Genomic DNA, 25927 nt, shown 5'->3' on the forward strand with positions numbered 1-25927 from the left:
ATAGATATAAAACTGCTATATGAGGAGGGAATACTATGTTTCCTGTATTGAACACGGAAAGGTTACTGCTACGGGAAATTCGTGAAAGTGATGCGGAAGCTCTATACCAATGTTTATCAAAAGATGAAGTCACCCGCTTTTATGGGCAGGATTCATTGGATAATATCGAACAGGCGAAGGATATTGTAGCATCTTTTGCGAAAAGCTACCTTGAAAAACGGGCGGTTCGCTGGGGAATTGAGAGAAAAGATACGCAAGAATTAATTGGCACTATCGGCTTTCATGCTCACAGTCCCAAATACAGACGGGCGGAAATCGGTTATGAAATCCATCCTGCACATTGGCGCAAAGGATTTGCGTCAGAAGCTCTTAAAGAAATTATCGCTTACGGTTTCAACAACCTTGACTTAACCCGCATCGGCGCAGTCGTTTTTCTGGAAAACGGGCCATCAAGTGAGCTTTTGCTTAAGCTGGGTTTCATCCAGGAAGGAATTTTAAGGAGTTATATTTACCAAAACGGCATCCCTCATGATACATATGTCTATTCCTTGCTGAAGTGAAACGAAAACCTTCTTTGGAGTGTTCCATTGAAGAAATTTGCAATACCCCTGCCGAATAACTGGCTAATCGAGACTCCCCTAGATGCTTGCTTTGATGAGGCCTCACAAACAGTCGGCGTAAAGGGAGCAGATTTCTGAAATCAACTGGAACCTAGATTTGGTTTGTTCGGAGCATCCGTTCCCCATTCCATTTACTTATTCGAGTCGAAAAAAATAACAAATAAATTACCTTAATATCCCAAATTACCCACAAAGAAAAGTCACCAAAACATGGCGACCCCCACTTCACGATTTAGGTGACTACAAGATAGTCGTTTAAGGCTTGCTGCAGCGTCCCTTTTGTTTCTGCTTTATTATCTATCTGAATCCCTGAACGGATCATTTTCGTAACAACTTCAGGGCGTAATCCAGTCACCACAGCTTTACAGCCCATCATTGCCGTTCCATCGAGGATTTTCATTAAATCATTGATCATTTCAACTTCCATATCAATGATACCGGATAAATCCAAGATCAAGGTCTGTATCCGCAGCTTCCCTATCTCCATCAATACTTTTTCCTCAATTATCCGTATTCGTGAATAATCAATTGTCCCAATTAACGGAAGGACACAGGTGCTGGAATTGACTGGAATGATCGGGACGGATAGATTTTCCACCAAGTTTTGCTGAGCCAGGATCAATTTGTCTTTGTAATCGGAGTAACTGACGAAAAAGGATTTAAGAAATAAATCAACCTTTTCATTCACTTTTTTCTCTAAATCAAAAAAGACCTTGGAATTCTCCATAAACTCTTTCTTAACCTGTTCGAACTTATAAAGAAAGGTCCAAAGCGTTCTGCGGATAGCCTGAATCCATTCCAGCTTGAATGAAAGCGTCAAGGAGTGGGTCGCCCACGTAACTCCCTCTTTTTCGGCAAAGGCAATCATATCCGTTTCATTCTGTTCCACTATATAACGGATGAGCTTATGTGCATTATTCAAAAGGTCGACATTTCCAATCAGCAGGATTTCTTCGATTTTATCCCTGACATTGACTGCTGCTGATAAAAGATATTCTTCAAACTCACTTTTATTCTGCAAAAGGAATTCCATTATCTTATCTTCCTCATAAACAAAACTCACTCTCTCCACTCCCTTTTTGTAACTTTCAACTGTGATTTTTGTTACTATTTACTTTCTATATTGGTGGGGTTTATTCCTGCTAATTGTTCATATATAAAAGAGATGGCAAGTAAATGGATTAAAACCGGTTATATTTCCTCGCCTGAAAAAACATTCTTCGATGTGGAAGAAAATATCAGATGGGTGGACGATTTCCCATATTTAATGGCTTCATCGACGAAGTCTTCCAGCGTTTCCATGGAAAATGTACTTATTTTAATAAGATAACTATATTGACCGGCTAACCGGTGGCATTCGAGAACTTCCGGATGGCTCAAGCTAAATTGATAAAAGTCTTTGCATCTATCCGTTTCGAATAATATGAATGCTGTTATGCTCCTATCAAGTTTTTCAAGGGATATTTCCGTTTTATATCCTTTTATCACTCCGCTTTCCTCTAATTTATTCACACGTTCTTTCGTTGCTGGTGCCGTTAAGGAGACTTCATGTGCCAATTCTTTCATGGACATGCGCCCGTTATTCTCCAGTAAGGAAAGTATCTTTTTATCCGTCCGATCCATTTCAATCACCCTCACTTTTTATTATTAATAAAAATCCATTAAATACATTATAAAATAAACAGAAGCGAGATGATTACATAATTTATCGTATGTATTAGGCAATTTCAATTTTATATAATAAAGACAAATATAAATAAGGGGGATGCTGCTATGAAAAAAGTATTGATGCTGCTATCCAATGGATTCGAAGCGGTTGAAGCAAGTGTGTTTACGGATGTATTGGGCTGGAATAAATTAGAGGGGGATGGTACCACTGATTTGGTTACAGTGGGACTTCATGAACAATTGAAATGTACATGGAACTTTATCGTGCAGCCCGAATTGACCATCGATCAAGTGAACCTTGATGACTTCGATGCTTTGGCCATTCCAGGAGGTTTTGAAGAAGCCGGTTTCTATGAGGATGCCTATGATCAGAGGTTTCTTGATGTGATCAAGTATTTTCATAATAAGAACAAAATCATAGCAACTATTTGTGTAGGTTCTCTCCCACTTGGAAAAAGCGGGATATTGGATGGAAGAAAGGCCACTACGTACAACCATCCAACCAGTAAGAGACAGGGGCAGCTAAAAGATTTTGGTGCGATTGTCGTTAATGAACCGATTGTCATCACGGACAATATCATTACATCCTACAATCCTTCCACAGCATTCGATGTTGCCTTTACGCTCTTGGAAATGCTCACTTCAAAAGAAAATTGTAAACATGTGAAGGAATTGATGGGCTTCCATTAAAAATGGCTGATGAAAAAAGGTTCCGAATGAATTCGGAACCTTTTTCACCTTACTTCCAATAAGCCAATGAACGGGTTTTCATAGATTCACGGAACTGTTTTGTTGATTCTGGCAGGACTTTATTCGTTGCGTAATCGATGATGACGCCATACTGGCGAATGACATCCAGACTATCCAGTTCGCCATTGGCGAATTTATCTTCAACGCTTTGTATGTTTTCCTCAAGCCATTGTTTTCGGTTGGTTCTGATATTTTAAGTAAACATAACTGTTTCGCTATGCTTACACAACAATCTTATTGATCAGGTGTTTCCGATGTGCCTTCCTCACTGTTTTTGAGGTAAACTTCAGAAATTCCATTCATACCTTCCAAAAGTTGCGCTTTAGTATATTCCATACTGCCAACCATTTTATGAAACTTTTTATCATTATTCTCTTCTGTAAGTTTAGATACTAAATCGGTCACGTTTTTTCACCTCCATCATTTTAGGATGGCAAATCAAGATGGAAATATGTATGATAGGGGATAATGATTGACAACCTCTTAAGGTCCATTTTAGGTAAAGAATGGTACCTTCCTTTGGAATTTATACTTCGAAAAAGCAGGAAATGATTATTTTATGGATCTTTTTTAAAAAATCAGCTGTTTTCAAGCTACTAAAGGGATATACTATAGGATAGCTTTTATTACATTTTTGTTAGTATTTCTTCTTGTCACACATTGTGTAATATTTTACAAGTTTTTCTATTTACATCAACAAAATGCTTATTGCAAAGGAGAATTGGATATGTCAGAAACGATTACCCAATCACAAACTGAACAACTTAATGCCCGCCAAAAACAATTAGATGTACTGGACCAATTATTAAAGCCTGAGGTTCAGGAATCATTGAACACTTTAGTTGAGCAGTTACCAAAACTGACTGAATTAGTGAATATTTTAACAAAGTCTTATGATTTCGCTCAATCGGTTGCGACTGATGATGTTTTGAAAAATGATACGGTCAGCGCCATTTCGGAGATCGCGACTCCTGTAGTCCATTCAGTAAAAGGGCTTGCGGCTAATGCCCTCGAAGCTAAGGATCGTGCTGAAGTAAATAATGATGTGATCGGTCTTTTTGGTCTGTTAAGGATGATGAAAGATCCGCAAGCACAAAAACTTTTCCGTTTCGCCCAAGCTTTTCTTGAGGTCTCTTCAGAACGTAAAAACCAAAAATAATTTGATAAACTTTCAGTAAGAACGGGGGATTAACTATGTCAAAACAAATCGTCATCTTAGGTGCAGGTTACGCAGGATTACTATCTGCCTTATCCGTACGTGAATATTATAATAAAGATGAAGTGCAGGTTACAGTGGTGAATCAATTTCCAACGCACCAAATCATCACCGAATTGCACCGTCTTGCAGGCGGATCCATTTCTGAACAAGCCGTTTCCATTCCTTTGGAAAAGCTTTTCAAAGGAAAAGATATCGACCTTATCATTTCCAAAGTGGAGTCTTTCTCAGTCGATAACAAAGAAGTGAAACTTGCCAATGGTTCCACTTTATCTTATGATGCCCTGGTTGTTGCTTTGGGAAGCCAAACAGGATTCTTCGGCATTCCGGGACTTGAGGAAAACAGCATGGTCTTGAAATCCGTAAATGATGCAAACAAGATTTACAAACATATCGAAGATCGCATCCGCGAATATGCACAAACGAATAATGAAGCGGACGCAACCATCGTGATCGGCGGCGGCGGATTAACAGGCGTCGAGTTAATCGGTGAAATCGTGGATCATTTCCCTAAAATCGCCAAAAAGTTCGGAGTGGACTTCAAGGACTTGAAAATCAAGCTTGTAGAAGCTGGTCCAAAAATCCTTCCGGTCCTGCCTGATCACTTAATCGAACGTGCGATGACTAGCTTGGAAGCACGCGGTGTTGAATTCTTGACAGGTCTGCCTGTAACGGGTGTTAAAGGAAATCAAATCGAATTGAAAGATGGACAAACGATAACTGCTAATACGCTTGTTTGGACAGGCGGAGTTGCGGCTCTTCCTATCGTAGGCGAATCAGGCCTTGAAGTGGATCGCGGCAAAGCAACCGTTAATGAGTTCTTGCAATCCAAATCCCATAATGACGTATTCGTTGTCGGGGACAGTGCCGTTGCTTTCCCTCCAGAAGGCGGACGTCCATACGCTCCTACTGCACAAAATGCTTGGCAAATGGGCGAGCTTGTTGGATACAACTTATATGCAGCCTTTGAAGGCAAGAAACTTGAAGAATTTTCACCAGTAAACTCAGGTACACTTGCGAGCCTTGGCCGTAAGGATGCGGTGGCAACCGTTGGGGCCAATAACACGTCCCTTAAAGGTCTGCCGGCTACATTGATGAAAGAAGCAAGTAATGTTCGCTATCTATCACACATCAAGGCCCTATTCAGCCTGGCTTATTAATTTATTATCGCCGTGACATGTCACGGTACATGCCCTTTATTCCCGTTTGGGAGTAAGGGCATTTTTCGTTTCAAAAAAGGCGGGCCCCCGCTGAAGGAGCCCGCCATATTTCATTCTACATTACTATGTTTGGAATAAGTAAGCTCGTGGCTTATGGACTTGGTTAATGAATAGTCCAAGCATACTGCATCACATAAAACATGTACACATTGATCAAACAAAGAACTTAATGGCTGGACGCTTTTCGTTTCATGATCCAAGCGATTTTTCGTTGCAGCCGGAATCACCAAGACCTCATGAGAGACATTCGCTAAATCCGATTGGTCATTCGTCGTGATCGAAAACACCTTGCATCCCACTTCCCTGCCTTTTGCCGCAACCGATATCACACTTTTGGTCGAGCCGCTCCCGCTAATGGCTATGATCAGATCGTCTTTCGCAATAGAAGGAGTGATCGTTTCCCCGACTGCATAGACGTTTAAGCCAAGGTGCATCAATCTCATCGCAAAGGCTTTGGCCATGAAGCCCGATCTGCCTTCACCCACGATGAAGATCCTGGTGTCAGACCGTAAATTTTTTAGGAGCGCATCCGTTGCCCCTCCGTCCATTTTGTGAAATACACCGTTCATTTCTTCTAAAATAACCGCAATTTCCTTTTTCAAACTTCCTTCACACCTTTCTCCCCATTCACCGTTTCCTTAAATAGTCGGGCAGCTTCTGCTGGATACTTTGCTTTTGTAATCGCCGAGCCAATGATGATGACATCAAGTCCCTTCCTGATCATTACAGGCAAGGATGAAAGAGTGATCCCTCCTGCTGCAGCTCTCATGGACCCAGCATGATTTCTCATATTGATCATGGCATGACCTAAATTCTCCTGGCTGTCCTTGCTTACATGCTCACAGAATATTGCCTGATTGTAAATCCGTAATTGCTCAAGCCGGGTATCAGATACATTCAATAGATCAATCATGATCTGCCCCTTGTATTCACAAGCTATTTCCAGGCATTTTTGGATGGTTACATCCGATGCAGCCCCCATTACCGTAGCTACATCAGCCCCGCTTTGAAAGCAAAGATCCATTTCATAAGCCGCATTGTCCATCGTCTTCATGTCGGCAACGATTTTTTTATCCGGAAAGTGATTTTTCATTTCTTTGATGCTGTTCACTCCGAACTCTTTAATCAGAGAAGTCCCCACCTCAATCCAATCAATCGAGGCTTCCACGCTTCGTGCCATATCAATTGCTTGCTCCATATTCATGCGATCCAACGCCAGCTGAATTTTCAAGACGAAACCACCTCCATTTGCTTGACTGGCATAACCGCAGGCTTTTTAACCATCAATGTGAGTATCGCTGAAATCAATAAAGATCCCGCCATGAAAATATAGGATGCTCCAGGCCCGCCGGTCAATCCGTTTAAATATCCGACGAAATAGGCACCTACAAATGAGCCAAGCGCCCCCATGCTATTAATCAGGGCCATTGCTCCGCCAGCCACATTTCTTGGAAGGATTTCAGGAATGATGGCAAAGAACGGTCCATACGGGGCATACATCGCACCGCCTGCAATGACCAACAGGGCATATGAAAGCCAGAAATTCGATGTGCCGAGCATGAAGGACCCGAAGAATGCGATTGCCCCGACAAGCAGTGATGTCCAAACGAACGTTTTCCGATTTAATGTTTTATCCGAAAAATAGGATAGTGCCAGCATCGAAATGACCGCTAACAAATAAGGTCCGGATGAAAGCCAGCCTGTTGCCACTATATCCATGTTCGACGCCTGTTTAATAATGGACGGCAGCCACATGACGAACCCATAAACCCCAATGCTCCACATGAAGTATTGGATACTGAGCACGATGACCTGCTTTGACTTAAAAGCTTCCCTATAATTTTTCACAGGTTTTAATGCAGCCTGCTCTTTCTGGAGGGTAGCTTCCATATCTTGCTTTTCCTGATTGGTAAGCCACTTGGCATCTTTGGGACGGTCATTGGCGAGCTTATACCAGATAAACGCCCACAGGACAGCCGGAAGTCCTTCAATGATGAACAGCCATCTCCAGTCGAATGCCTTCAATAGGTAGCCGGAAAGGATCGACATCCACAATACAGTAACAGGATTCCCCAGAATCAAAAAGGTGTTGGCCCGGGAACGTTCTTCTTTTAGGAACCAGTGGCTAAGGAAAACGAGCATCGCGGGCATAACAGCGCTTTCAACAACACCAAGCAAGAAGCGAATCGGATAGAGCCATGCCACACTTGTCGCCATCCCCGTCAATGTGGCCAGTCCTCCCCAGAGAATCAAGCTCCAAAAAATCAGGATCTTGGCACTTTTCTTTTCTGCGTAATGTGCACCTGGAACTTGAAAGAAGAAATAACCAAGGAAAAACAGCGCGGCCAGAAAGGAAGATACCCCGGCTGTGATATTAAGGTCTTCCCCCATCCCTCCCGCTACGCCAAACCCATAGTTGGCACGGTCGAGATAGGCAAGACTGTATGTGATGAACACTAGGGGGATCAATCTCATCCACCTTTTTCTCGAAGCTACTTGTAATTGAGACATGATTGAAGCACTCCTTTTTTCATAAAGTGTTCTAGCTCTTCCATATTAGGGAGGCCTTCGTGATCTCCGGGAGACATCACGGCCTTGGCCCCTATCGCATTTCCGCGTAAAACTGCTTCTTCATTCGATGCCCCTTCCAGTAAAGCGCTAATTACTCCGACAGCAAACCCGTCTCCTGCCCCTACGGTATCCACGACTTCCGTTACGGAAAAAACCGGTACCTCCTTCCTTTCATTTTGGGTCGCAAAGTAGGCTCCTTCTTCCCCGAGTTTAATTACTACAAGCTTAACACCGAGTTCGAGGTAGTAACTGGCGATATCCTCCTTGTTGCTGTATCCTGTAAGAATTTCACCTTCCTGCATTCCGGGAAGCAGCCAATCCGCCTCTGCCGCAAACATATTGATGGTGCTGATCATCTCCCTTTCATTCCGCCAGAGTGATGGGCGCAGATTTGGATCGAAAGAAACGGTTACACCCTTTTGTTTCAGATGATTCAAGACTTGCCACGACAGCTCTCTGAAACTGCTGGAAATGGCAGGAGGTATCCCCGTTAAATGCAGGTGCTGAGTGGAAGGGAGCTTCTCCAGGGGAAAGTCCTCAAGGGAAATCTTACTGGCGCTTGAATTCTTCCTAAAGTATTCAACGACCGGATCTCCTTGTTCGACTTTCGATTTTAACTGGAACCCAGTTGGATTGAGTGGATCCACCAAAACATTGGAGACATCCACCCCCTCATTTGTGAGCGTTTTCATAATCATGCGCCCGAACGAATCATCCCCCACTTTGCTTATCCATGCAGTTTTGATCCCTAACCTTGACAGGCCAATCGCTACATTCGTTTCCGCCCCCGCCACATAACGTTTATAACTAAAGCAGTTTTCAAGATTCCCTGGCTCATCCGCTATGAACATCGCCATAGCCTCTCCCATCGTCAATACCTTAAGCTCGCTCATGACTAACACCCCGCTCCATTTTCATGTGTGAAATATAGGTTTCTACATTTTCCAGGGTCACCGGAAATTCTATCGCTCTCGGGCATGTACCACTGAAACGTTCCATTAACTCTATTACCTCGGGCTGCAGCGGCAAAGATATCGGCTCCGTCACCCATTCCTCTTTCTCGCGCTTCACTTGCTTCAAATGAATATAGTCCACATATACCGCTAAATCTTTCGCAGCCTTCATTGGTACTTCTTCTGTAAACAGCCAGTTGCCTGTATCAAATGTCAATCTAATCGGGATATCGAACTTTTCGGTGCGACTCAGAAAATGAGCGATCCTGTTTGCATTTCCACCGCCAAGCGTTTGATCGTTCTCGATGGTGATTTTTAATTCACGGTTTTGCAGATTTTTCACCAAGACCTCATTCATTCGAAACATATCAGTTTCAAAGAAATCGTAGTTTCCAAGAGGCATCTTCAGCAATTCCGCTCCCAGTTCATCCGCTTCCCTTGCCAAGCGTTTAAAACCTATTTCATTCATTTGATGGTTTGGTCCGATCAGGAAATCAGGAGCGGAATAATAAATGTCCAAGTTAAGCTCCCTGCATAAGGCACCCAATTCTTCCATCGTATCATCCGGGCACAATAGCTCTCTTCTGATTTCGATTCCATCAGCTCCGGCAGCCGCTACCGCTTTTATGATTTCAAGATGTCCGAGCGTTTGAAGCACTTCCAGTGGTATTGAATTCATGCATACAAAGACTTTCATCGTTTATCCTTCCTCCTTATGAATGTGTTCCGCCAGAAATGGTACCGGTACCATTTTACTTTTAAATAAAGTCTTCCAAGCTTAGAAGACTTATTTCTGTATAAAAGGCGTCGTTTGCCTAACATTCAATTTCGCTTGATACGCCATTGTCTGCGCTGGGGAAACCTGTCCATCAATGCGGTTCAGGATCATTTCCATAGCAGCGACCCCGATTTGGTATGTGGGCTGTTCAATCGTTGTAATGCCCGAATAAACAATGGTGCTCCAATCCGGATTATCAAATCCCATCATGGCTAAATCTTCCGGGACCGAAAGTTTCTTTTCTTGTAAAAGTAAAATTAATTTTAATAGCACGACGCTATTTGCCGTCAATATAGCTCTTGATACGCCTTTTGAATCATCTAAAAAATGCTGGAGCTTGGACTCGACATCTTTTAAATCGTCGACATTGACCTCATAAACATCACCTGAACTCGGATGACTGTGGCTCATCAGCGTTTGCTGAAAGGATAGCCGCCGTTCATACCTTGTACTGACCTTGCTTGCAGGTTCGCTGAAAAACGCAATTCGTTCATAATTTTGGCCAACCAAATAATTGACCGCTTGTGAGGTAGCCTGAAAATTATCCAATCCCACCGTATCGATTTCAAGATCTGGCACCTTCCGATCCAAAAGGATGATCGGGGTCTTTTGCTCTTGCATCTGTTTTAACATGTCGTGATTTCCGCCAGTCGTATGAATGATAAGCCCGTCGATGCGATGGGATAGAAGCATATCAAAATAGCCTCTTTCCTTCTCGGGGTTATTATCCGAATTGCAAATCATCAGATTATATCCATTCTGGCTGCATATATCCTCAGCCCCCCGAAGGATGGCCGTCGTATATGGATTGTTGATGTCCGCCACGATGATTCCAATCAAATAACTCTTATTGCTTTTGAGCCCTCTTGCCATCGTGTTTGGGCGGTACTCCATTTTGTTGATCGCCAGCTCGATTTTCTTACGGGTTTTGTCAGAGAGTTCATCATATCTCCCCCCTAAATACCTTGAAACGGAGGTTTTTGAAACACCTGCTTCTCTAGCAACATCGTAAATTGTAACTTTTGCGTTTTCTTGTTTAACCATTTCATTCATCCATTCGCGAATTTTGGAACCGGTTCCATTTTTATAAATATTAACACATTACCAATGAATGTCAATCCATTTTATTCAAATTCTTCCCACATCAATTTTTAATAGCAGAGCCTGTTTTGGAAACAAGAACTTTTTCTTCTGGTTCCTGAATAAACACTCTTGGTTGAAACATTGGAAACCACATTTACCAAGAAGCATATGAAAATTAAGTAGTACCACTGCACCAGGGTTGACTTAGATACAGGAAATCACGATCAATTCAACGGTAAACTTGATGATAAATCCCCCTTATTGTTCGATGACATCGTAGGCAATTTTGCTTCCATTTTATTTAAAGAATCCATTTTGAAAGATCAAAATGGATTCCTTTTTTTGCAGGGATATTTAAACTCACATTTTATTCGGCGCCGAAATTCCCAATAAACTTAGCGCATCCTTTAAAACAATCGCTACGGAAAAAGCAAATGAGAGCTTCATTTGTTTCCATTCATCTTCAACTAAGATTTTCGTATGTGCATAATACTTATTGAATGCACGCGATAACTGCAAGCTGAATTTCGCGATTTGTGATGGGTCGGCTTGTTCAAATGATTTTTGGACAATGATCGGGTATTGCTCCAGCAGCTGGATGACTGACCACGCATATTCTCCTAAAGCTTCATACTGGATGGCCTGCTCTTTAAATTCACCTTTTTCAAGCAATGAGGAAATTCGTGCAAATGTGTATTGTACATATGGACCCGTTTCTCCCTCAAAATTCATCATTTGCTCTAATGAAAAATCAATATCGTTCATGCGGTTATTTTTTAAATCATTAAAGATTACCGCTCCGACACCAACCTGTCTTGCAACCAGTTCTTTCTGTTCAAGCGCTTGATTTTTTTCTTCAATATTGCGCTTCGCAGTTTCGATCGCCTCTGCCAATACATCCGCAAGCAGCACGACTTTCCCTTTACGTGTCGACATTTTCTTACCGTCTTTTAACATCATGCCAAATGCTACGTGCTGCAAATCTTTTGACCAATCATAGCCCATTTTTTCTATGACATTAAAGAGTTGCTTAAAGTGCAGAGATTGTTCGTTTCCGACAACATAAAATGTTTTCTTCGCCTCATACTGTTTTATACGATACATGGCTGCAGCTAAATCACGCGTGGCATAAAGTGTCGCGCCATCCGTTTTCGTAATCAAACAAGGCGGCATATCTTCCAATTGCACGACATAGGCACCTTCGGATAGGGTAAGTAAGCCTTTTTCTTTTAGTTCCCCGACGACAGAATCCATTTTGTCATTGTAAAACGCTTCGCCGGCATAGGAATCAAAACGGATGCCCAATAAATCATATATCGTTTCAAATTCTTTTAGAGACGCATCCCTGAACCATTTCCACAATGCCAGTGCTTCCTCGTCCCCATCTTCAAGCGACTTGAAGCTTGCACGTGCTTGTTCATTCAACGATTCATCCGTTTCAGCTCTTTCATGGAACTTCACATAGATTTTCAATAATTCCTCAATCGGCGAAGCTTCGATTGCTTCTTTGTCGCCCCACAGCTTATACGCGACAATCAACTTACCGAATTGCGTGCCCCAATCTCCTAAATGATTAATACGCACGGCATTGTAGCCATTTTTTTCGGCAATGTTAGCCAGTGCATTCCCTATGACCGTTGAGCGTAAGTGCCCCATGGAAAAAGGCTTGGCAATATTCGGGGAGGAATAATCAATCACGACATTTTCCTGTCCAGGCTGCATCGAACCATACTGATCTTTTTCCCTTAATATCGTTTGCAGCACGTTTTCCGTCACCATCTGTTGATTGACGAAGATATTCAGATAACCCCCCACCACGTTCACTTCTTGGATCAACTTACTGTTTAATTGTTGGGCTATTTCAGACGCAATCACTTGAGGCGATTTTTTGAATTTTTTCGCAAGAGTAAAGCACGGAAAGGCGACATCACCTAACTCCATCAATTTTGGCTTTTCCATTAATTTTTCTATTTCACTTGCTGGCATTTCATTGTTCAAAGCAGTTGAAATCAATTCTGCAATTGGTTTATTCATCGTCATTTTCCCTCCTAAACAAAAAAGCCCCCGTCTCTAAATAAGAGACGAGAGCATGAATTCCCGTGGTACCACTCTAGTTGCCACAAATTGTGACCACTTTCCATTGTTAACGAGGTGACTCCCCGATTTTCCCTACTAAACGTTTCAAGAAATTTCTCCAAAGTGCGCTTCATTCATCCGTCCTGCATTAGGCTCCCACCATCCCTAACTCGCTTTCCATTTCAAAATGAACTACTCTCTTCATCACAGAATTTTCAATATTATAATTTAATCCATCGTACACAATTTAAAAAAACGTGTCAACAGGATTTAAGAAACAAATCCTAACCAGCCGGTAACTTCATTTTATCCTTAATGGTCGAAAGATATTTCCTTACTGTCCCTATTGTGCCGCTTTGCTGATTAGACGGTTCAATTTTGGATTGACCATCGGCTAAAAGCCCTAACACTCCCATTTCCCGGCCATTATTGCTGGAAGACTCATCTATAAGTTCTGGGGAGTATATTCGCTTGCCATCCATTATGCTGCGAATCGAGCAAGCTAACTCTTCACCCGGGCTATCCTTCAATAAATAACCACTTACATTAGCTTTTAGTGCGAGTTGAAAATAACCAGTCCTTCGAAATGTCGTTAAAATGACCACTTTGCATTCAAATGACTTTAAAGATTCCGCTGCCTCAAGTCCGCTCATTACAGGCATCTCCATATCCATGATACAAACATCAGGCTGTAATTGCTGTACAAGTGACATCGCTTCTTCTCCATTACTGGCTTGCCCGACAATTTCTATATCTTCTTCAAGATTGAGTAGAGAACTTATTGCCTCTAACAGCATTTGCTGATCTTCTGCAATGACAATTCGAATCATTTTAAGTTCTCTCCTTTATCGAGTTCCTTATATGAAACAAAGACTCCCCAAAATCCAAGGATTAATAAGGGAGTCTGAAATGATACATGAACGTTACAGTTCAGATTTCACTTGAGCGGAAACGCTTTTTTTCGTTAAATATTTTATGTCTTTAAAACCAACAAAATTCTTGGATTTCTCATCCCATAACCGGAAACGGAGTGAGCGCAAGCTTGTCGCAAGAGTAATCGTTGGAACGTTCTTTAAAGGCTGCGTATTATTGTGAGCCATTTCCAATTTATAGTTAGGTACCCTTGGACTTAAATGGTGAACATGATGGTAACCGATATTACCAGTTAGGAACTGCATCAGTTTTGGAAGCTTATAAAAAGAACTTCCCTCCACTGCTGCTAATACATATTCCCACTCCTCATTTTCTTCAAAATAAGAGTCCTCAAATGTGTGCTGGACGTAAAACAGCCAAATGCCCACTGAACCCGAAATCATGAAAATGGAACCTTGTACCAGAAGGAACGACTGCCAGCCTACTGCCAGGCAAAGCAATGTTGCTAATACGACGATTAATGCATTCGTCAAATACGTATTCATTTTCTCCTTCTTTCTAGCACCTTTACGGTTAAATCTATTTTTAAGAAGGAATACATAAATTGGACCTAAACCAAACATAACCAATGGATTGCGATAAAAACGATAGGCAAAACGAATTTTAAGCGGTGCAGCCAAATATTCATCTACCGTAAGGGTCCAAATATCTCCTGTACCCCGCTTATCCAAATTACCGCTTGTTGCGTGATGCACAGAATGCTCATGTCCCCACTGATCAAATGGGAATAAAGTCAAAACACCCATGATCGTACCGACTGCTCTATTCGCACGGCGGCTTTTGAAAAATGAATGATGCGTACAATCATGGAAAATAATGAATATTCTTGTCAAGAAGCCAGCAGCAATCACGGCTGGAATTAAAGTTAACCAATAAGAAACGGAAAGACTTATATATGCTAGGTACCATAAAATGATGAACGGCCCTAAGGTATTGACGATCTGCCATATACTTTGCTTTGTCGTTGATTGTTCAAAAGGAGCAATTTGTTTTCTCAAGTTCTTCGTATTTTGCAAGGTCATTATTCAATTGCACTTCCTTTTATTTGTCGTTATTCATAGTATAAAGAAATCAACCCGATATTATTAGTACCAGGTGTCATGACTAGAAGATGACAAATGTCATGTACAAGTCATTTTCAACGGCAAACAAGCTAACCAGTAAAAACTGGTTAACATTCCCTATTTCCAACAATGCCACATTGCCCTCCATGGCAAACGTAAAATGAACTGTCGTAAATCTCGAAGGCATGGCAACATTATTTGACAATAGAACAGTAAGTAAAATGATTTTAGAGAGAGGTTTGTTATCAACAAATGCTACTTATGATAGGCTTAGACTATTAGGATCTACCAGTTGAAAAGGTGTAAAGGGGGATTAGATTGGATAAGGAAATGGAGAAAATAATTGTAAAATCATTTTTCACCAAAAGGCTCCAAGATAGAGTTCTGTTCGAATTGTCTTCAGCCAAGAAACGCAAATATGCCTTAAGTCGACTTTGTCATACTTACAGAACAACTCTTCGTGAAGAGTATACCATTGAGATTCCAAAACCTAATTCAGATCCAGTAGATATAGCTAAGTTACTGAAACAGAATGGTGCTGAAGATTCTTGTTATGTAATATCCTGGGATGAAGATATTGATGGTAAGGAGCTACCCTTATTAACCGCCTTAGAAAAAGCTGTTGGGATGGGAATGCCGTCAATCATATCCTGTATACCAAATAAACTCGCTTATTTTGAAGCTGAACAAGAAATCCTTCCATCTCCAAGATTTTTACTTAAAAGAAAACAATAAATAATTTCATCTTTAGTTACTCTCCTTTTAAAAATAAATAAAGACCATAATCCGTCGTAGTAGAAGCATAACCCATTTGGCGTAACATGGCTGTGATATTGCCACGGTGATACGTTCCATGATTCACGACATGGGGTTTAATTGTTCTTCAGCGATATAATTCGACCTACCTTAGTGTGGTTGTTGCTGCAACAGCAGAATCGTAAATCCTTTTTAGATCCCTATTTTCTTCTATATAGGGCCTTTCCACAATGTACCTCTATTTTAAAGGCTATTCTCCATAGTAAACTAGTAAAGTTAAATTTTACAAAGGGGAATAAAATAATTGTGAAAAAATTCTTTGGATGTTTTATTATGTTAAGCCTTCTTTGTATGTGTCTCTTTCCAACCAATGGTCATTCATCAAGTAATACCCAAAACGTAGGTTCTGTTAAAGTGGACAATACAAAAGTTTTTAGTTCTCCTAAATTAAGTTCTACTCTATTAAAGACCTTAAAAAAGGGCGAGGAGTTTCCCGTCATTTCTTCTGTCGTTGGGGATTCCGCGAGCCCTATCATTCATAAAGTAAAGACTGGAAACACATTATGGAAAGTAGCAAATCAATATGGAGTTTCAGTAAGTGCGTTACAAAAAGAAAACAAATTGACTTCTTCCGACATTACTGTTGGCCAAAGCCTTAAGATTCCCCAGAAATATAAGATCCATAAGGTTGTATCAGGCGATACATTGTGGAAGATTTCTTCTAAATATAAGGTAACCACAAGTGATTTGACGAAATTAAATAACTTACGCACGGTTTCCCTTAAAGTTGGCCAAAAATTGAAGATTCCGGATTATTACTACCAGGTTCAATTACTAAATGGAAAAAAGGGATGGATAAAGAAATCCCAGCTTCAAAAAAGGGCGCAAAAACGTATCGTCATGGGCTGGACGCATAATGGATCGAAAGAAAACTACACCCAACAAATTAAACAACCCAATTTAGATGTAGTATCTCCTCGGTCCTATACACTGACGGATACCGGTAATTATGTTTCCATTTCTGTAGATGCAAAATTCGTCCAAAACGCTCATAAACAAGGAAAACAAGTTTGGCAACTTATCGGTAATAAATTTGACCCTGTTTTAACTGGTTCTGTACTAGGCAGTACCAAAAAACGCCAGAAATTAGTTTCAACTTTACGCGATTCACTTGTTAAAACTAAAAGTGATGGAATAAATGTAGATTTTGAAAACATCGATCCAAAAAATAAGAAGGAATTTGTACTTTTCATAGGCGAACTTAAAAAGGCACTAAAACCACATGGAATTAAAGTATCTGTGGATGTAACCCGAGAAAATGACGACCCTTTTTGGTCAAAAAGTCTAGATAGGAAAGCTCTTGGCAAAATAGCGGATTATATAATCATAATGGGTTATGACGAGCATTGGGGAGGAAGCCCAGTAGCCGGGTCCGTTTCCTCGTTACCTTGGATCAAAGAAGGAACGAAGCTTTTAATGAAAGAGGTACCTGCCCATAAGATCATATTGGCTGTACCATTTTATACGAGAGAATGGGTAACCGATTTATCGACCAATAAAGTGAAAAGTCATGACCGTACCATGGCTGAGGTCAACAAAATCATTTCATCTCATAAACTTAAAAAGGTATGGGATAAAAAGACTCAACAAAATTACGTGGAGTATACTTCCAAAGGGAAAAAGCATCAAATATGGATAGAAGATAAAAAATCGATGAAGCTCCGTATTGACCTGGTAAAACAAAATCATCTAGGCGGTGTATCTTCTTGGTACATTGGATCAGAAACCCCTGACATTTGGGATGTATATCATTTTAATCAATAGGTTAATAGAAAAACCATAAAGGAAAAAGGCCTCACATTGTGTGCGGCCTTTTCTGCATGACATCATTTTCAGTCGGTCTTGAATTCTTAAGCGAATAGACCACCCCAATGAAAATCAATGAAATACCCAAGATTTGAATCCTGTCCGGTTGAAATCCTGAAAGCAGAATATCCAATAGGATGGCAACCGCCGGATCTACAAAAATCATGAAAGATACTACATTTGTAGGCAAATGGCGAATACTATTAAAAAATAGAAGATACACGACGCCTGTATGAACGATGCCAGTAAGTACCGTATAAAACCATTCAGACGCTTTTAGCGTTGTGTATACTGAAAAATCTACAAAAGGAATCAATAATAGGAATCCAATGAACATTTGCAGAAAAGTGGTCGCGTATACACTGGTCTTTTTAATGCTCTTTCCTAAAAGCATGGTTGCCGCATAGAAAAATGCAGCAATGATTCCATACATGATGCCTTCCCACTCAGGAGTTGATGATCGGAATCCATCTGTTCCCATAATGAATAATGTGCCAATGAAACAAAGTGAAATGGCCAGGATGGAGAATAAAGTCATTTTCTCCCTAAAGATGAAGCTGCCTATAATGAGTACAATGATCGGAGCTAAATGATAAAGAGAAATGGCAATTGTCACGGAAATCAGTTCGAAAGATTTAAAGAGGAATATCCAGTTTAACAAGTTGGCCACTGCGCAGAAAATGATGAGCCTTACCTCTCTACCATTCCATATTTCCTTCTTGAAATGTCCTGTAATCATCCATGCTGCACATAAGAATACGGCAGCACAAATGCAGCGAACAAAAACCAGTTCCAATGCAGGAAGTCCTGATAGTTCTGAAAAGAAACCGACAGAACCAAAGATTGTCATGGCTAGAGACAGTTGAAAAAGTGCAATTTTATTCATTTAATTTCCCCTCATGAAATTACTATTTTTTACATTAATATTATCATTTCTCGGGCATGCCGTCACGAGTGATGATAATCTCCCACATATGATCTGGAATCATTAATTTACACCTGCTATTGCGCGGCAAAGTCGTCATAATCTCGTCTTCCCTACCCTCCTTTATTTTATTAGCCCAGTCCGGTTCCATCAGTAGTTCTCTTCCTAATGCGAAAAGCGGTATATTTTTCTCCAGCACAGCATTTGCTTCCTCTGGAGTATGAATCGATCCAAGTGATATGAAACTGGTTCTGCCAGCGATGATATCGCGAATGATTTCGGTCCTTGTTACCCCCATGTTCAATCCACTTCTAGGGATGGACCAGACATTTTTAACAGAAAGGTGTAAATAGGAAAGCTCTTGACTTGCCAATTTATCCACCAATGCAGCTGTGTCATCCATTTTCATTCCGCCTTCTTCCGGTTCTTCAGGGGAGAAGCGATAGCCTATAATGAAATCTTTGTCTGCGTATAGATCACGTATCCGTTTCACTTCCGCGATGACAGCAAGTGGAAAATGCATTCTATTTTCCAAATTCCCGCCCCACTGATCTCTCCGCCTGTTAGAGTGGGGAGAGAAAAATTGCTGAAGGAGATATCCATTTGCACCATGGATTTCCACACCGTCGAATCCTGAACGAATGGCATGGCGAGTGGCTCTTCCAAAGTCTTGAATAGTGGAGATGATCTCCGTGTGACTCATTGTCCTTGGAATGTAGTCCCCGCCCATTTCTTTATAAACGGTTGAAATGATGCCACTCGGACTAACCATTTTTTCTCCGCCTGTACAGCTTGGAAGGCTCTCGCCTCCGCCATGATGAAGTTGGAGAATTGCTTTTGCACCTTTTGATTTGATTGTTTTTGAAAGCTGTGAAAGTCCAGCGATGCTTTGTTCATCATATACTTTCATTTGCCGGGGAAAGCTTGTAGCAACAGGGGATATGGCAGCCGCAGCAGTAATGAACATGGCAGGTCCATCTGCCCTTCTTTTATAGTAAGCTAGTTCCTGGTCAGAAACCAAGCCATCCTCTTGAGCAGAATAAGTGGTCATGGGCGCAACTACAATCCTGTTTTTAAGAACCGTTCCATTAGAAAGCGTGTACGGTGAAAAAATTTTCTCGTATTTCCGTTTCATCATTTTTCCATCACCCATTCGTATTTTATTTTTGTAATTTTATTGTATTCTCGACCACATCATAAGTAAAATGAATGTTTTTCATTACTTGGATTAGAGTTTCTCATGTATAATTCATTAGAAGAAAGGTGTGGGGCATTTGAACTTTTTTCAGTTGGAAGTGTTTTTACATGTTGTTGAACACGGAAGTTTTACGAAAGCGGGAGACCGGATCGGACTGACTCAATCAGGTGTGAGCCATAACATTACAGCGCTTGAAACGGAGCTTGGTGTGACTTTATTAAAACGTGATCGAAAAGGAGTAACACTCACGACTGCGGGAGAGCAGGTAATTCCACATATGCGGGCCATCGCTGCCAACCTCGCACATATCGAACAAAAAATTGCAGCTGTGAATGGAATGGAAATCGGGAAAATAACGATTGGCAGTTTTCCAAGCTTCACTGCCAGATTCATACCGCAGCTATTCTCTGCCTTTAAAGAAAAATACCCTAATATCGAATTGCTGATTCATGAAGGTGGATATGAGGAAATCTTAAAATGGATCGAAGAAGGAACAGTGGACGTGGGCTTTGCAGCAAAACCAGTTAAGAATGTGGAATTCATCCATCTGCTAACAGATCCTTTATCAGCCGTCGTATACGAAGGCCATCCACTTTCGGAGAAAACCGGAATCAATCTTGAGGACTTCGCTGATGAACCATTCATCATGCTACGATCTGGCTGTGAAACACTTATAGAAGATAGGTTCCTTGAAGCCAAGCTAAAACCAAACATTTCATATGACATTAAAGACAATCAAACGGTCCTATCAATGGTAGCAGGAAAATTAGGCATCACGATTATGCCCGACCTGGCTTTGCCGGAAAAACCGGAACGTATCAAAAGCTTGCCCTTGAATCCGGAACTTTCCCGGGAGATTGGATTGGTCATGAAGTCGTCTAAAGACCTTTCACCCGTCGCAAAGGAATTTTCAAAAGTCGTTCAAGACCATTTCATCGGGTAATGGGCTGACATCATGAAAAAACAAGAATCCCCTTTTCATGAAAAAGGGGATTCTTAACGTGCAGTGATCATCCAAAGAATAGATCCAGCAGATTACTGCCTGAAGATGATTGCCTATTATAAAACTCCGAATAACCGCAATTCTTGCAATATACCACCGTAAATTGATTATTCTGTACATCGAACATTTTTGACAATCCTGTTCCTGTCATCGCTACATCCTTCTTAGCAGCATCATTGCTTCCACATTTCATACAACCCTTTTCGCTCATGATCCTTCATCTCCCAATCTATATATAAATACCGGTCCAGCACCGTACATAATTAAATATACGGATAAAGTAATGAATGGTTTCAGAACTTATAAAAAATGGAAATTAATCCCCAGAACCTAATCTTTATCGCATCGCTATCTTAAACGGCCAAACCCCTTAATCGAGGACACACGTGAAAGAACATTAAATAACCTCTGCATCATCCAATCGTATTTCTGCAACCCTTCCACCTTGAACACACCAAAATTCTAAAGTAATATTCCGTTTATGATCAATGTAGCCGATAATATCCGCTCCCTGTTCATAACTTTTATAATAATGATCTCCATACTTTGAAAGAACGTCTGCTTTCTTACTTCCTAATTTAATACCTTTGCTTGTTTGAAGGGAGTTTTCATATAGAGCGTCGTCCGTACTTGAAATGATTAACCGCATAATTTTCCCTTTATCCTCGTCTGTATTGATAGAGGCCGTTTTTAACCCGCCTTTCCAATAATAATAATCATATGCATTATTATTATCTCGATCGATGGGTTCTCCATATTCCCTAATAAATTCTGGACTCGATATGTTATCCAAAACTTTAAATCCCCCGATAGATTCATCAGACAAATCTGTTGATTTTGTCAATTTTTCAGAGAATGCCGAGTACACATAGAAACCTAATGCTGTTCCAATAATAATAAGTACAATTATTAACTTTCGTTTATCATGCATTTTCCCCATCTTTAAATCTGCTCCATCTCTATCGGTTTATTTTCGCGTAGGTCGAATTATTCCAACGTAGTCCGAATTATTCCCGCGTAGGTCGAAATTATCGGTGTGCAGGCTGAATTATTGGGCTTCCCTAGTCATTCTGCACCCCTATTACACAACTGAATATCCTCATATTATCTTATACGGATAAATTTGGATGAAAGTTTCACTTTTTGCCTAGTTTCAAGTAGCAAACGGCTCATGCTCTCTCTGTTGCATAAGAAAAACCGAAATCAGCCACTGATTTCGGTTTTTCCGGTAAGGATTATTTAATTAGTGATATCTTTTTTCTGGAAGAAGAAGAAAGTCAGCGCTAAAAAGATAAAGTAATAGATGCCGAGTACACCCATTGAAAATCCAAGGGTAGCTCCATCGAACATTTCTATGGTTCCGGAAATATAGCCCCTTAAATCAAGGTGGGGGAATAAGACGAATTTTAACCACTCGTATTTACCGATGAATGATTGAATGACCATGTTTAATGTCGAAGAAGCAAATAGGATGAAAATGGATATACCTACTGCAAGTGCTTGGTTTTTAAATAATGTGCTTAACATGAAAGCGATGGTCGTGATGACTAAGAATCCTGGTATCCAGTAAACGATCATGTCTACGAAATATTCGCCGACTACCACCGGACTGAATTCACCGAAAGATGCGGGATCCATGATTTTGTCTGAATACGAGCCATTGCCAAAGAATATGATTCCGATTAGATAACTGAATATAAGTAGGCTCGCCAGTAATAACGTTGCAAATAACAGGGAAGTAATATATTTGGAAAGTAGAATCTTCCAACGTTTATAAGGCCTGATCAACAGTTGTTTAATGGTACCATCCGAAAATTCCGAGGAAACGAGTGAGCTGCAAACAATAACGACGAATAAAGTGACAAATGATGTTAATGATGTAGTCCATTCCGCCATATAGGTCCAATTCGTGTTTAAGTCAGGGTTTATATTATCTGCCAACAGTTGCTTGTTGTAATTAATCTCGTCCATGATAGCGGCTTTTTCATCTTCACTGATTTCCTTAGCTTCCAAAGCCTTTTGCTGTTCTTGTATATCTGCCTTTAACTCTTGCTTCCAATCTTTACCCGTTTCTTCGGGAGTTAGTTTATAATCGATGACTGCAGCCCCTAATGCTGCCAATAAAAGAAAAGCGATGAATATATAAGTTGATACTTTTGAAAAGATTTTCATCCATTCATTTTTTACTAAGGACATCATACAGACTCCCTCATTTCCTGCTCAGTGATTTCAAAGAATTTATCTTCTAGTGATTTTCTAGTAATGCCAATTTCATAGACATCCAGTTGATTTACATTAAAACTCCTGTTTAACTCGGCCGTTTGTTCACGAGTGGCCGATACGGAGATTGTTTTTGCATCATATTTTAGAATCGTAATATCCACAAACTGTTCTTGAAGGATTTTTTTAGCTAGTTCCCCATCACTGACAGTGAATGAAACTTCATTGATCGTTTCAGTTTTTTCATCAACAATATGTTCTTTCGTATGTATCAGTTTTCCCTTTTCGATAACGGCAAAACTATCACACATCAATTGCATTTCCGATAGTAAATGTGATGAAATCAATATTCCGACGCCTTCACTTGCCAGTACTTTCAAATAATCACGAAACTCACGAATCCCTTGTGGATCCAAGCCATTCGTCGGTTCATCAAAAATCAATAACGACGGTTTATGTAAAATGGCCTGTGCCACTCCAAGGCGCTGACGCATCCCTAATGAATATGTTTTAACCTTCTTATCGATGGCATGATCCAGTTTGACAAGCTTTATGACCTCTTCTATTCTCTCATTGGATATGTCATTGGATGACATTCGGGCATAATGCAGGATATTTTTTCTTCCTGTCATGTACTTATAAAACTCTGGATTTTCAACAATGGCCCCCAATTGATTCATCGCACCTTCGAAATCATTATCGAGGTCACTGCCATTGATCATGACAGTACCGCCCGTACGATTGATAAGACCTGTGATCATACGGATGATAGTGGTCTTACCAGCCCCATTCGGACCAAGCAAACCAAATATTTCATTACTTTTTATTTCAAAGCTAACATTGTCTACGATGGTTGCTTTTCCAATTTTTTTAGTTAAGGATTGAACCTTAAGAACCGATTCAGACATATAATACCTTCCTTTTTTTATATTTTCCAAAATAACACAAATTCAATATTACCATATTATGCATATTATTACTATACTGATATTTTGATATAAGCACCCCTTGAATCAGCTGCAATTAATAGATTTGAATTTTACCGTTCTTTTACCCAATGATCGTTTCCCTTCCTATCCTTATTTAGCAATAACATCGAACTCTCGTTAAAGCCTTCCGTCGGCGTCAACTTCCCGCCACCATGATTGATAACTCTGCCATCACTTTTTCCCTAGAAATAGCAACAACTCCTATATATTGTTACTATTTAGTACGATTCCGAAAGAATAAAGTTTCAGGATAATTTTATCTAATAAGGGAAATTCATCATAAATTAAGCAATATATAGGTAAAGCCGATAGAAACAGCCAGACCCAAGGCAAAAAGAAGGATTTTTCTAATAATGGAAGGTAAAAGCTTATATATCATCATTAAAATTACATCGATGAAATTCGTTGGTATTCCGGAGCCGAACTCTTTGATCTCTTTCTTTTTGCCAAAAATGGCGAACCACATTACAAAAAGACCACATAAAATAAAAATGATGGAAAAAATCTTATATCCCATTGTATGTCACCCGTTTCCTCATAGGTTAAACGATATTGTTATATTCTTATCTTAACGGGGGTTTCCTGATTCAAGTTTCAAAATGAATTCTTCAACCTCTTTGCCCCTTGCATGGGAATAACCTTTGTCTTCACCGATTCTTTCAAACCCGCATTTTTCCAACACTCGGATGGATGCAAGGTTATCCTTGGCTGCGCGGGCATAAAGAGGGCGGACTTTTATTTTCGGTAAAAAATTGAGCAGTGCCTCTGAAGCGACTCCTTTACCCCAATATTGCTTCCCGATCCAATAACTCACTTCCGGGTTACCAAACTGTTCAAACTTAAGAATGCTGCCCACAACACATCCGTTGCAGATTATCGTCATTTTTTGGATATCCTGGTTCGATAAGATATTCTTCCAGTGTGTCAAAAAAGCCACCTTGTCTGATGGATCCTTAGATGTGAAAGCAGCCATATAGTTTGCGGCAGGATCCAATTGCTGCTCGAAAAAGATAGGAAGATCGCTCTCCTTGACCTCCCGCAGCCGAACTCCTTCGTCATTGATATGCAATCCCATAAACTCACCCTCCCCACCAAAATATAACATTCATTAAAAACCAGAAAAGCCGAAGACTCTGCCATCTTCGGCGTGGTTTCATTCCTTTATCATACTATACTTTCCTTCGAAGGCTTATTGCTCAATATGTTTGATAACGTCAGACAAGCTCTTATCCAACATGGATCGGAGGCGTAAATGATGATTTTCAAATGCTAGAGCTTCCGTCACGGGATTAGGAACGATTACACACTTTAATCCTGCAGTCAGGGCCGCTTGAAGCCCATTTAAGGAATCTTCAAATGCTACGGCTTCTGTGGGCTGAATGCCTAGTACTTCAATTGCCTTTAAATATAAATCAGGCGCTGGTTTTACTTTATCAACTTCATCCCCTGTGATAATCACTTCAAAATAGTGTAACAGTCCGAGTTCCCCCAAATGATGAGTGACCCACTCTTTTGTCGAGCTTGAAGCGAGGGCGATTTTATATCCATTTTTTTTTGCTTCTTCTAAATAATCCTTTACACCTTCACGTGCCTGTGATGTTTTCATTTTGACTTCATGGATGCTTTTTGCTCTGGATTCAATTGCTTCAATATTACAACTATCCCCCAGCTGATCTTTGAAATACTGATTAAGTTCAATATTATCCGTTCCAATACATTTAACAAAATGTTCGAGTGGCAAATTAGATTTATAAAAAGCCATCGTTTCTTTATATGCCTCATACCAAACCGTTTCTGTGTCTAATATTAAACCATCAAAGTCGAAAATAACTGCTTTAATCAAAATAATTTCCTCCTTTAACCGTGAAAAAGAATTTCTATTAACTTAAACGTACATGAATGAATGCCCCTGTTCAACCAAACGGTTCCGTTCGTTCCTTATGAAGCCTGATTATTTTCCATAATTAGCTAATCACTAAGGATATGGTAACCCGTTCTCCGCCTCATTTCTTTTCTTTCTGTTACATGTTTTAACAAT

At 40.4% G+C, this 25927-nt stretch carries 28 protein-coding genes, 1 pseudogene and 1 other annotated feature; of the genes and pseudogenes, 7 read left to right on the forward strand and 22 right to left on the reverse strand.

Annotated features, from left to right (window positions below; translation table 11 throughout):
* Nucleotides 1-35: 35 nt before the first annotated feature.
* Nucleotides 36-560: a GNAT family protein gene (locus tag NYE63_RS23770; RefSeq protein ID WP_342602995.1), complete on the forward strand. Its 525-nt coding sequence runs from the start codon at nt 36-38 to the stop codon at nt 558-560.
* A gap of 292 nt (nt 561-852) precedes the next feature.
* Here the strand turns inward: NYE63_RS23770 and NYE63_RS23775 are convergent, their stop codons facing one another.
* Together NYE63_RS23775 and NYE63_RS23780 are read right to left on the reverse strand one after the other, a co-directional pair.
* The gene (locus NYE63_RS23775) at nt 853-1683 is read right to left on the reverse strand and encodes an STAS domain-containing protein (protein WP_342602996.1); all 831 of its coding nucleotides are present in this window, start codon (nt 1681-1683) and stop codon (nt 853-855) included.
* A gap of 128 nt (nt 1684-1811) precedes the next feature.
* Nucleotides 1812-2243 (reverse strand): Lrp/AsnC family transcriptional regulator, encoded by a 432-nt coding sequence (locus NYE63_RS23780; RefSeq protein WP_230161112.1) that lies wholly within the window; start codon nt 2241-2243, stop codon nt 1812-1814.
* A 150-nt stretch (nt 2244-2393) separates the two neighbouring features.
* Here NYE63_RS23780 and NYE63_RS23785 point away from each other — a divergent pair, with 150 nt between their 5' ends.
* A complete protein-coding gene (locus NYE63_RS23785; RefSeq protein WP_342602997.1) occupies nt 2394-2978 on the forward strand; it encodes a DJ-1/PfpI family protein in 585 nt (194 codons plus the stop codon).
* A gap of 294 nt (nt 2979-3272) precedes the next feature.
* Here NYE63_RS23785 and NYE63_RS23790 read toward each other — a convergent pair whose 3' ends face one another.
* The gene (locus NYE63_RS23790) at nt 3273-3443 is read right to left on the reverse strand and encodes a hypothetical protein (RefSeq protein WP_342602998.1); all 171 of its coding nucleotides are present in this window, start codon (nt 3441-3443) and stop codon (nt 3273-3275) included.
* A 322-nt stretch (nt 3444-3765) separates the two neighbouring features.
* On the opposite strand from NYE63_RS23790, the gene NYE63_RS23795 reads away from it, so the two are divergent.
* Nucleotides 3766-4197 carry a DUF1641 domain-containing protein gene (locus tag NYE63_RS23795; RefSeq protein WP_342602999.1) on the forward strand — a complete coding sequence of 144 codons (432 nt, stop codon included), beginning with the start codon at nt 3766-3768 and terminating at the stop codon, nt 4195-4197.
* Nucleotides 4198-4232: 35 nt separating this feature from the next.
* Nucleotides 4233-5414, forward strand: a complete 1182-nt coding sequence (locus tag NYE63_RS23800) for an NAD(P)/FAD-dependent oxidoreductase (protein WP_094246575.1) — start codon at nt 4233-4235, stop codon at nt 5412-5414.
* Nucleotides 5415-5524: 110 nt separating this feature from the next.
* Here NYE63_RS23800 and hxlB read toward each other — a convergent pair whose 3' ends face one another.
* The 9 genes from hxlB to NYE63_RS23845 all read right to left on the reverse strand — a co-directional run bounded on the left by hxlB (nt 5525) and on the right by NYE63_RS23845 (nt 14890).
* Nucleotides 5525-6076: a 6-phospho-3-hexuloisomerase gene (gene hxlB, locus NYE63_RS23805; RefSeq protein WP_342603000.1), complete on the reverse strand. Its 552-nt coding sequence runs from the start codon at nt 6074-6076 to the stop codon at nt 5525-5527.
* Nucleotides 6073-6705 (reverse strand): 3-hexulose-6-phosphate synthase, encoded by a 633-nt coding sequence (gene hxlA, locus NYE63_RS23810; RefSeq protein WP_342603001.1) that lies wholly within the window; start codon nt 6703-6705, stop codon nt 6073-6075. The genes hxlB and hxlA overlap by 4 nt, the downstream gene beginning before the upstream one ends.
* On the reverse strand, nt 6702-7985 hold the full coding sequence (locus NYE63_RS23815) for an MFS transporter (protein WP_342603002.1): 1284 nt from the start codon (nt 7983-7985) through the stop codon (nt 6702-6704). The genes hxlA and NYE63_RS23815 overlap by 4 nt, the downstream gene beginning before the upstream one ends.
* A complete protein-coding gene (locus tag NYE63_RS23820) occupies nt 7967-8938 on the reverse strand; it encodes a sugar kinase (protein ID WP_342603003.1) in 972 nt (323 codons plus the stop codon). Before NYE63_RS23820 ends, NYE63_RS23815 begins: the two co-directional genes overlap by 19 nt.
* On the reverse strand, nt 8925-9695 hold the full coding sequence (locus NYE63_RS23825; protein WP_342603004.1) for a sugar phosphate isomerase/epimerase: 771 nt from the start codon (nt 9693-9695) through the stop codon (nt 8925-8927). Before NYE63_RS23825 ends, NYE63_RS23820 begins: the two co-directional genes overlap by 14 nt.
* Before the next feature lie 90 nt (nt 9696-9785).
* Nucleotides 9786-10820 (reverse strand): LacI family DNA-binding transcriptional regulator, encoded by a 1035-nt coding sequence (locus NYE63_RS23830; protein ID WP_342603005.1) that lies wholly within the window; start codon nt 10818-10820, stop codon nt 9786-9788.
* Nucleotides 10821-11219: 399 nt separating this feature from the next.
* A complete protein-coding gene (gene argS / locus NYE63_RS23835; protein ID WP_342603006.1) occupies nt 11220-12893 on the reverse strand; it encodes an arginine--tRNA ligase in 1674 nt (557 codons plus the stop codon).
* Nucleotides 12894-12933: 40 nt separating this feature from the next.
* Nucleotides 12934-13152: a binding site (T-box leader), on the reverse strand.
* 67 nt (nt 13153-13219) lie between these two features.
* Complete coding sequence (locus NYE63_RS23840; protein ID WP_342603007.1) at nt 13220-13765, reverse strand: response regulator transcription factor; 546 nt, start codon at nt 13763-13765, stop codon at nt 13220-13222.
* Nucleotides 13766-13858: 93 nt separating this feature from the next.
* Nucleotides 13859-14890: a fatty acid desaturase gene (locus tag NYE63_RS23845; RefSeq protein WP_342603008.1), complete on the reverse strand. Its 1032-nt coding sequence runs from the start codon at nt 14888-14890 to the stop codon at nt 13859-13861.
* 360 nt (nt 14891-15250) lie between these two features.
* On the opposite strand from NYE63_RS23845, the gene NYE63_RS23850 reads away from it, so the two are divergent.
* The gene (locus tag NYE63_RS23850) at nt 15251-15667 is read left to right on the forward strand and encodes a hypothetical protein (protein ID WP_342603009.1); all 417 of its coding nucleotides are present in this window, start codon (nt 15251-15253) and stop codon (nt 15665-15667) included.
* 16 nt (nt 15668-15683) lie between these two features.
* On the opposite strand, the pseudogene NYE63_RS23855 reads toward NYE63_RS23850, so the two are convergent.
* A pseudogene (locus NYE63_RS23855) lies at nt 15684-15809 on the reverse strand (DinB family protein); the annotation flags it as partial.
* Between the two features lie 212 nt (nt 15810-16021).
* Here NYE63_RS23855 and NYE63_RS23860 point away from each other — a divergent pair.
* Nucleotides 16022-17512 carry a LysM peptidoglycan-binding domain-containing protein gene (locus tag NYE63_RS23860; RefSeq protein ID WP_342603010.1) on the forward strand — a complete coding sequence of 497 codons (1491 nt, stop codon included), beginning with the start codon at nt 16022-16024 and terminating at the stop codon, nt 17510-17512.
* A 31-nt stretch (nt 17513-17543) separates the two neighbouring features.
* Here the strand turns inward: NYE63_RS23860 and NYE63_RS23865 are convergent, their stop codons facing one another.
* Together NYE63_RS23865 and NYE63_RS23870 are read right to left on the reverse strand one after the other, a co-directional pair.
* Nucleotides 17544-18440 carry a DMT family transporter gene (locus NYE63_RS23865; RefSeq protein ID WP_342603011.1) on the reverse strand — a complete coding sequence of 299 codons (897 nt, stop codon included), beginning with the start codon at nt 18438-18440 and terminating at the stop codon, nt 17544-17546.
* Nucleotides 18441-18483: 43 nt separating this feature from the next.
* The gene (locus NYE63_RS23870; RefSeq protein WP_342603012.1) at nt 18484-19617 is read right to left on the reverse strand and encodes an NADH-dependent flavin oxidoreductase; all 1134 of its coding nucleotides are present in this window, start codon (nt 19615-19617) and stop codon (nt 18484-18486) included.
* Nucleotides 19618-19753: 136 nt separating this feature from the next.
* Between NYE63_RS23870 and NYE63_RS23875 the strand changes: the two genes are divergently transcribed.
* Nucleotides 19754-20620, forward strand: a complete 867-nt coding sequence (locus NYE63_RS23875; RefSeq protein WP_342603013.1) for a LysR family transcriptional regulator — start codon at nt 19754-19756, stop codon at nt 20618-20620.
* Nucleotides 20621-20687: 67 nt separating this feature from the next.
* On the opposite strand, the gene NYE63_RS23880 is transcribed toward NYE63_RS23875, so the two are convergent.
* The 7 genes from NYE63_RS23880 to NYE63_RS23910 form a co-directional block, all read right to left on the reverse strand.
* Complete coding sequence (locus tag NYE63_RS23880; RefSeq protein WP_342603014.1) at nt 20688-20891, reverse strand: zinc ribbon domain-containing protein; 204 nt, start codon at nt 20889-20891, stop codon at nt 20688-20690.
* Nucleotides 20892-21077: 186 nt separating this feature from the next.
* Nucleotides 21078-21620 carry a hypothetical protein gene (locus tag NYE63_RS23885; protein WP_342603015.1) on the reverse strand — a complete coding sequence of 181 codons (543 nt, stop codon included), beginning with the start codon at nt 21618-21620 and terminating at the stop codon, nt 21078-21080.
* A 299-nt stretch (nt 21621-21919) separates the two neighbouring features.
* Entirely contained in the window at nt 21920-22876 is a 957-nt protein-coding gene (locus NYE63_RS23890) for a DUF2705 family protein (RefSeq protein WP_342603016.1), read from the reverse strand.
* Nucleotides 22876-23808, reverse strand: a complete 933-nt coding sequence (locus tag NYE63_RS23895) for an ATP-binding cassette domain-containing protein (protein WP_342603017.1) — start codon at nt 23806-23808, stop codon at nt 22876-22878. Before NYE63_RS23895 ends, NYE63_RS23890 begins: the two co-directional genes overlap by 1 nt.
* A gap of 358 nt (nt 23809-24166) precedes the next feature.
* Complete coding sequence (locus NYE63_RS23900) at nt 24167-24406, reverse strand: hypothetical protein (RefSeq protein WP_342603018.1); 240 nt, start codon at nt 24404-24406, stop codon at nt 24167-24169.
* A gap of 51 nt (nt 24407-24457) precedes the next feature.
* Complete coding sequence (locus NYE63_RS23905) at nt 24458-24964, reverse strand: GNAT family N-acetyltransferase (RefSeq protein ID WP_342603019.1); 507 nt, start codon at nt 24962-24964, stop codon at nt 24458-24460.
* Between the two features lie 114 nt (nt 24965-25078).
* On the reverse strand, nt 25079-25729 hold the full coding sequence (locus NYE63_RS23910; RefSeq protein WP_342605859.1) for an HAD family hydrolase: 651 nt from the start codon (nt 25727-25729) through the stop codon (nt 25079-25081).
* Nucleotides 25730-25927 lie beyond the last annotated feature (198 nt).

This window comes from Peribacillus sp. FSL E2-0159, assembly GCF_038643155.1.
Lineage (GTDB): Bacteria > Bacillota > Bacilli > Bacillales > DSM-1321 > Peribacillus > Peribacillus simplex.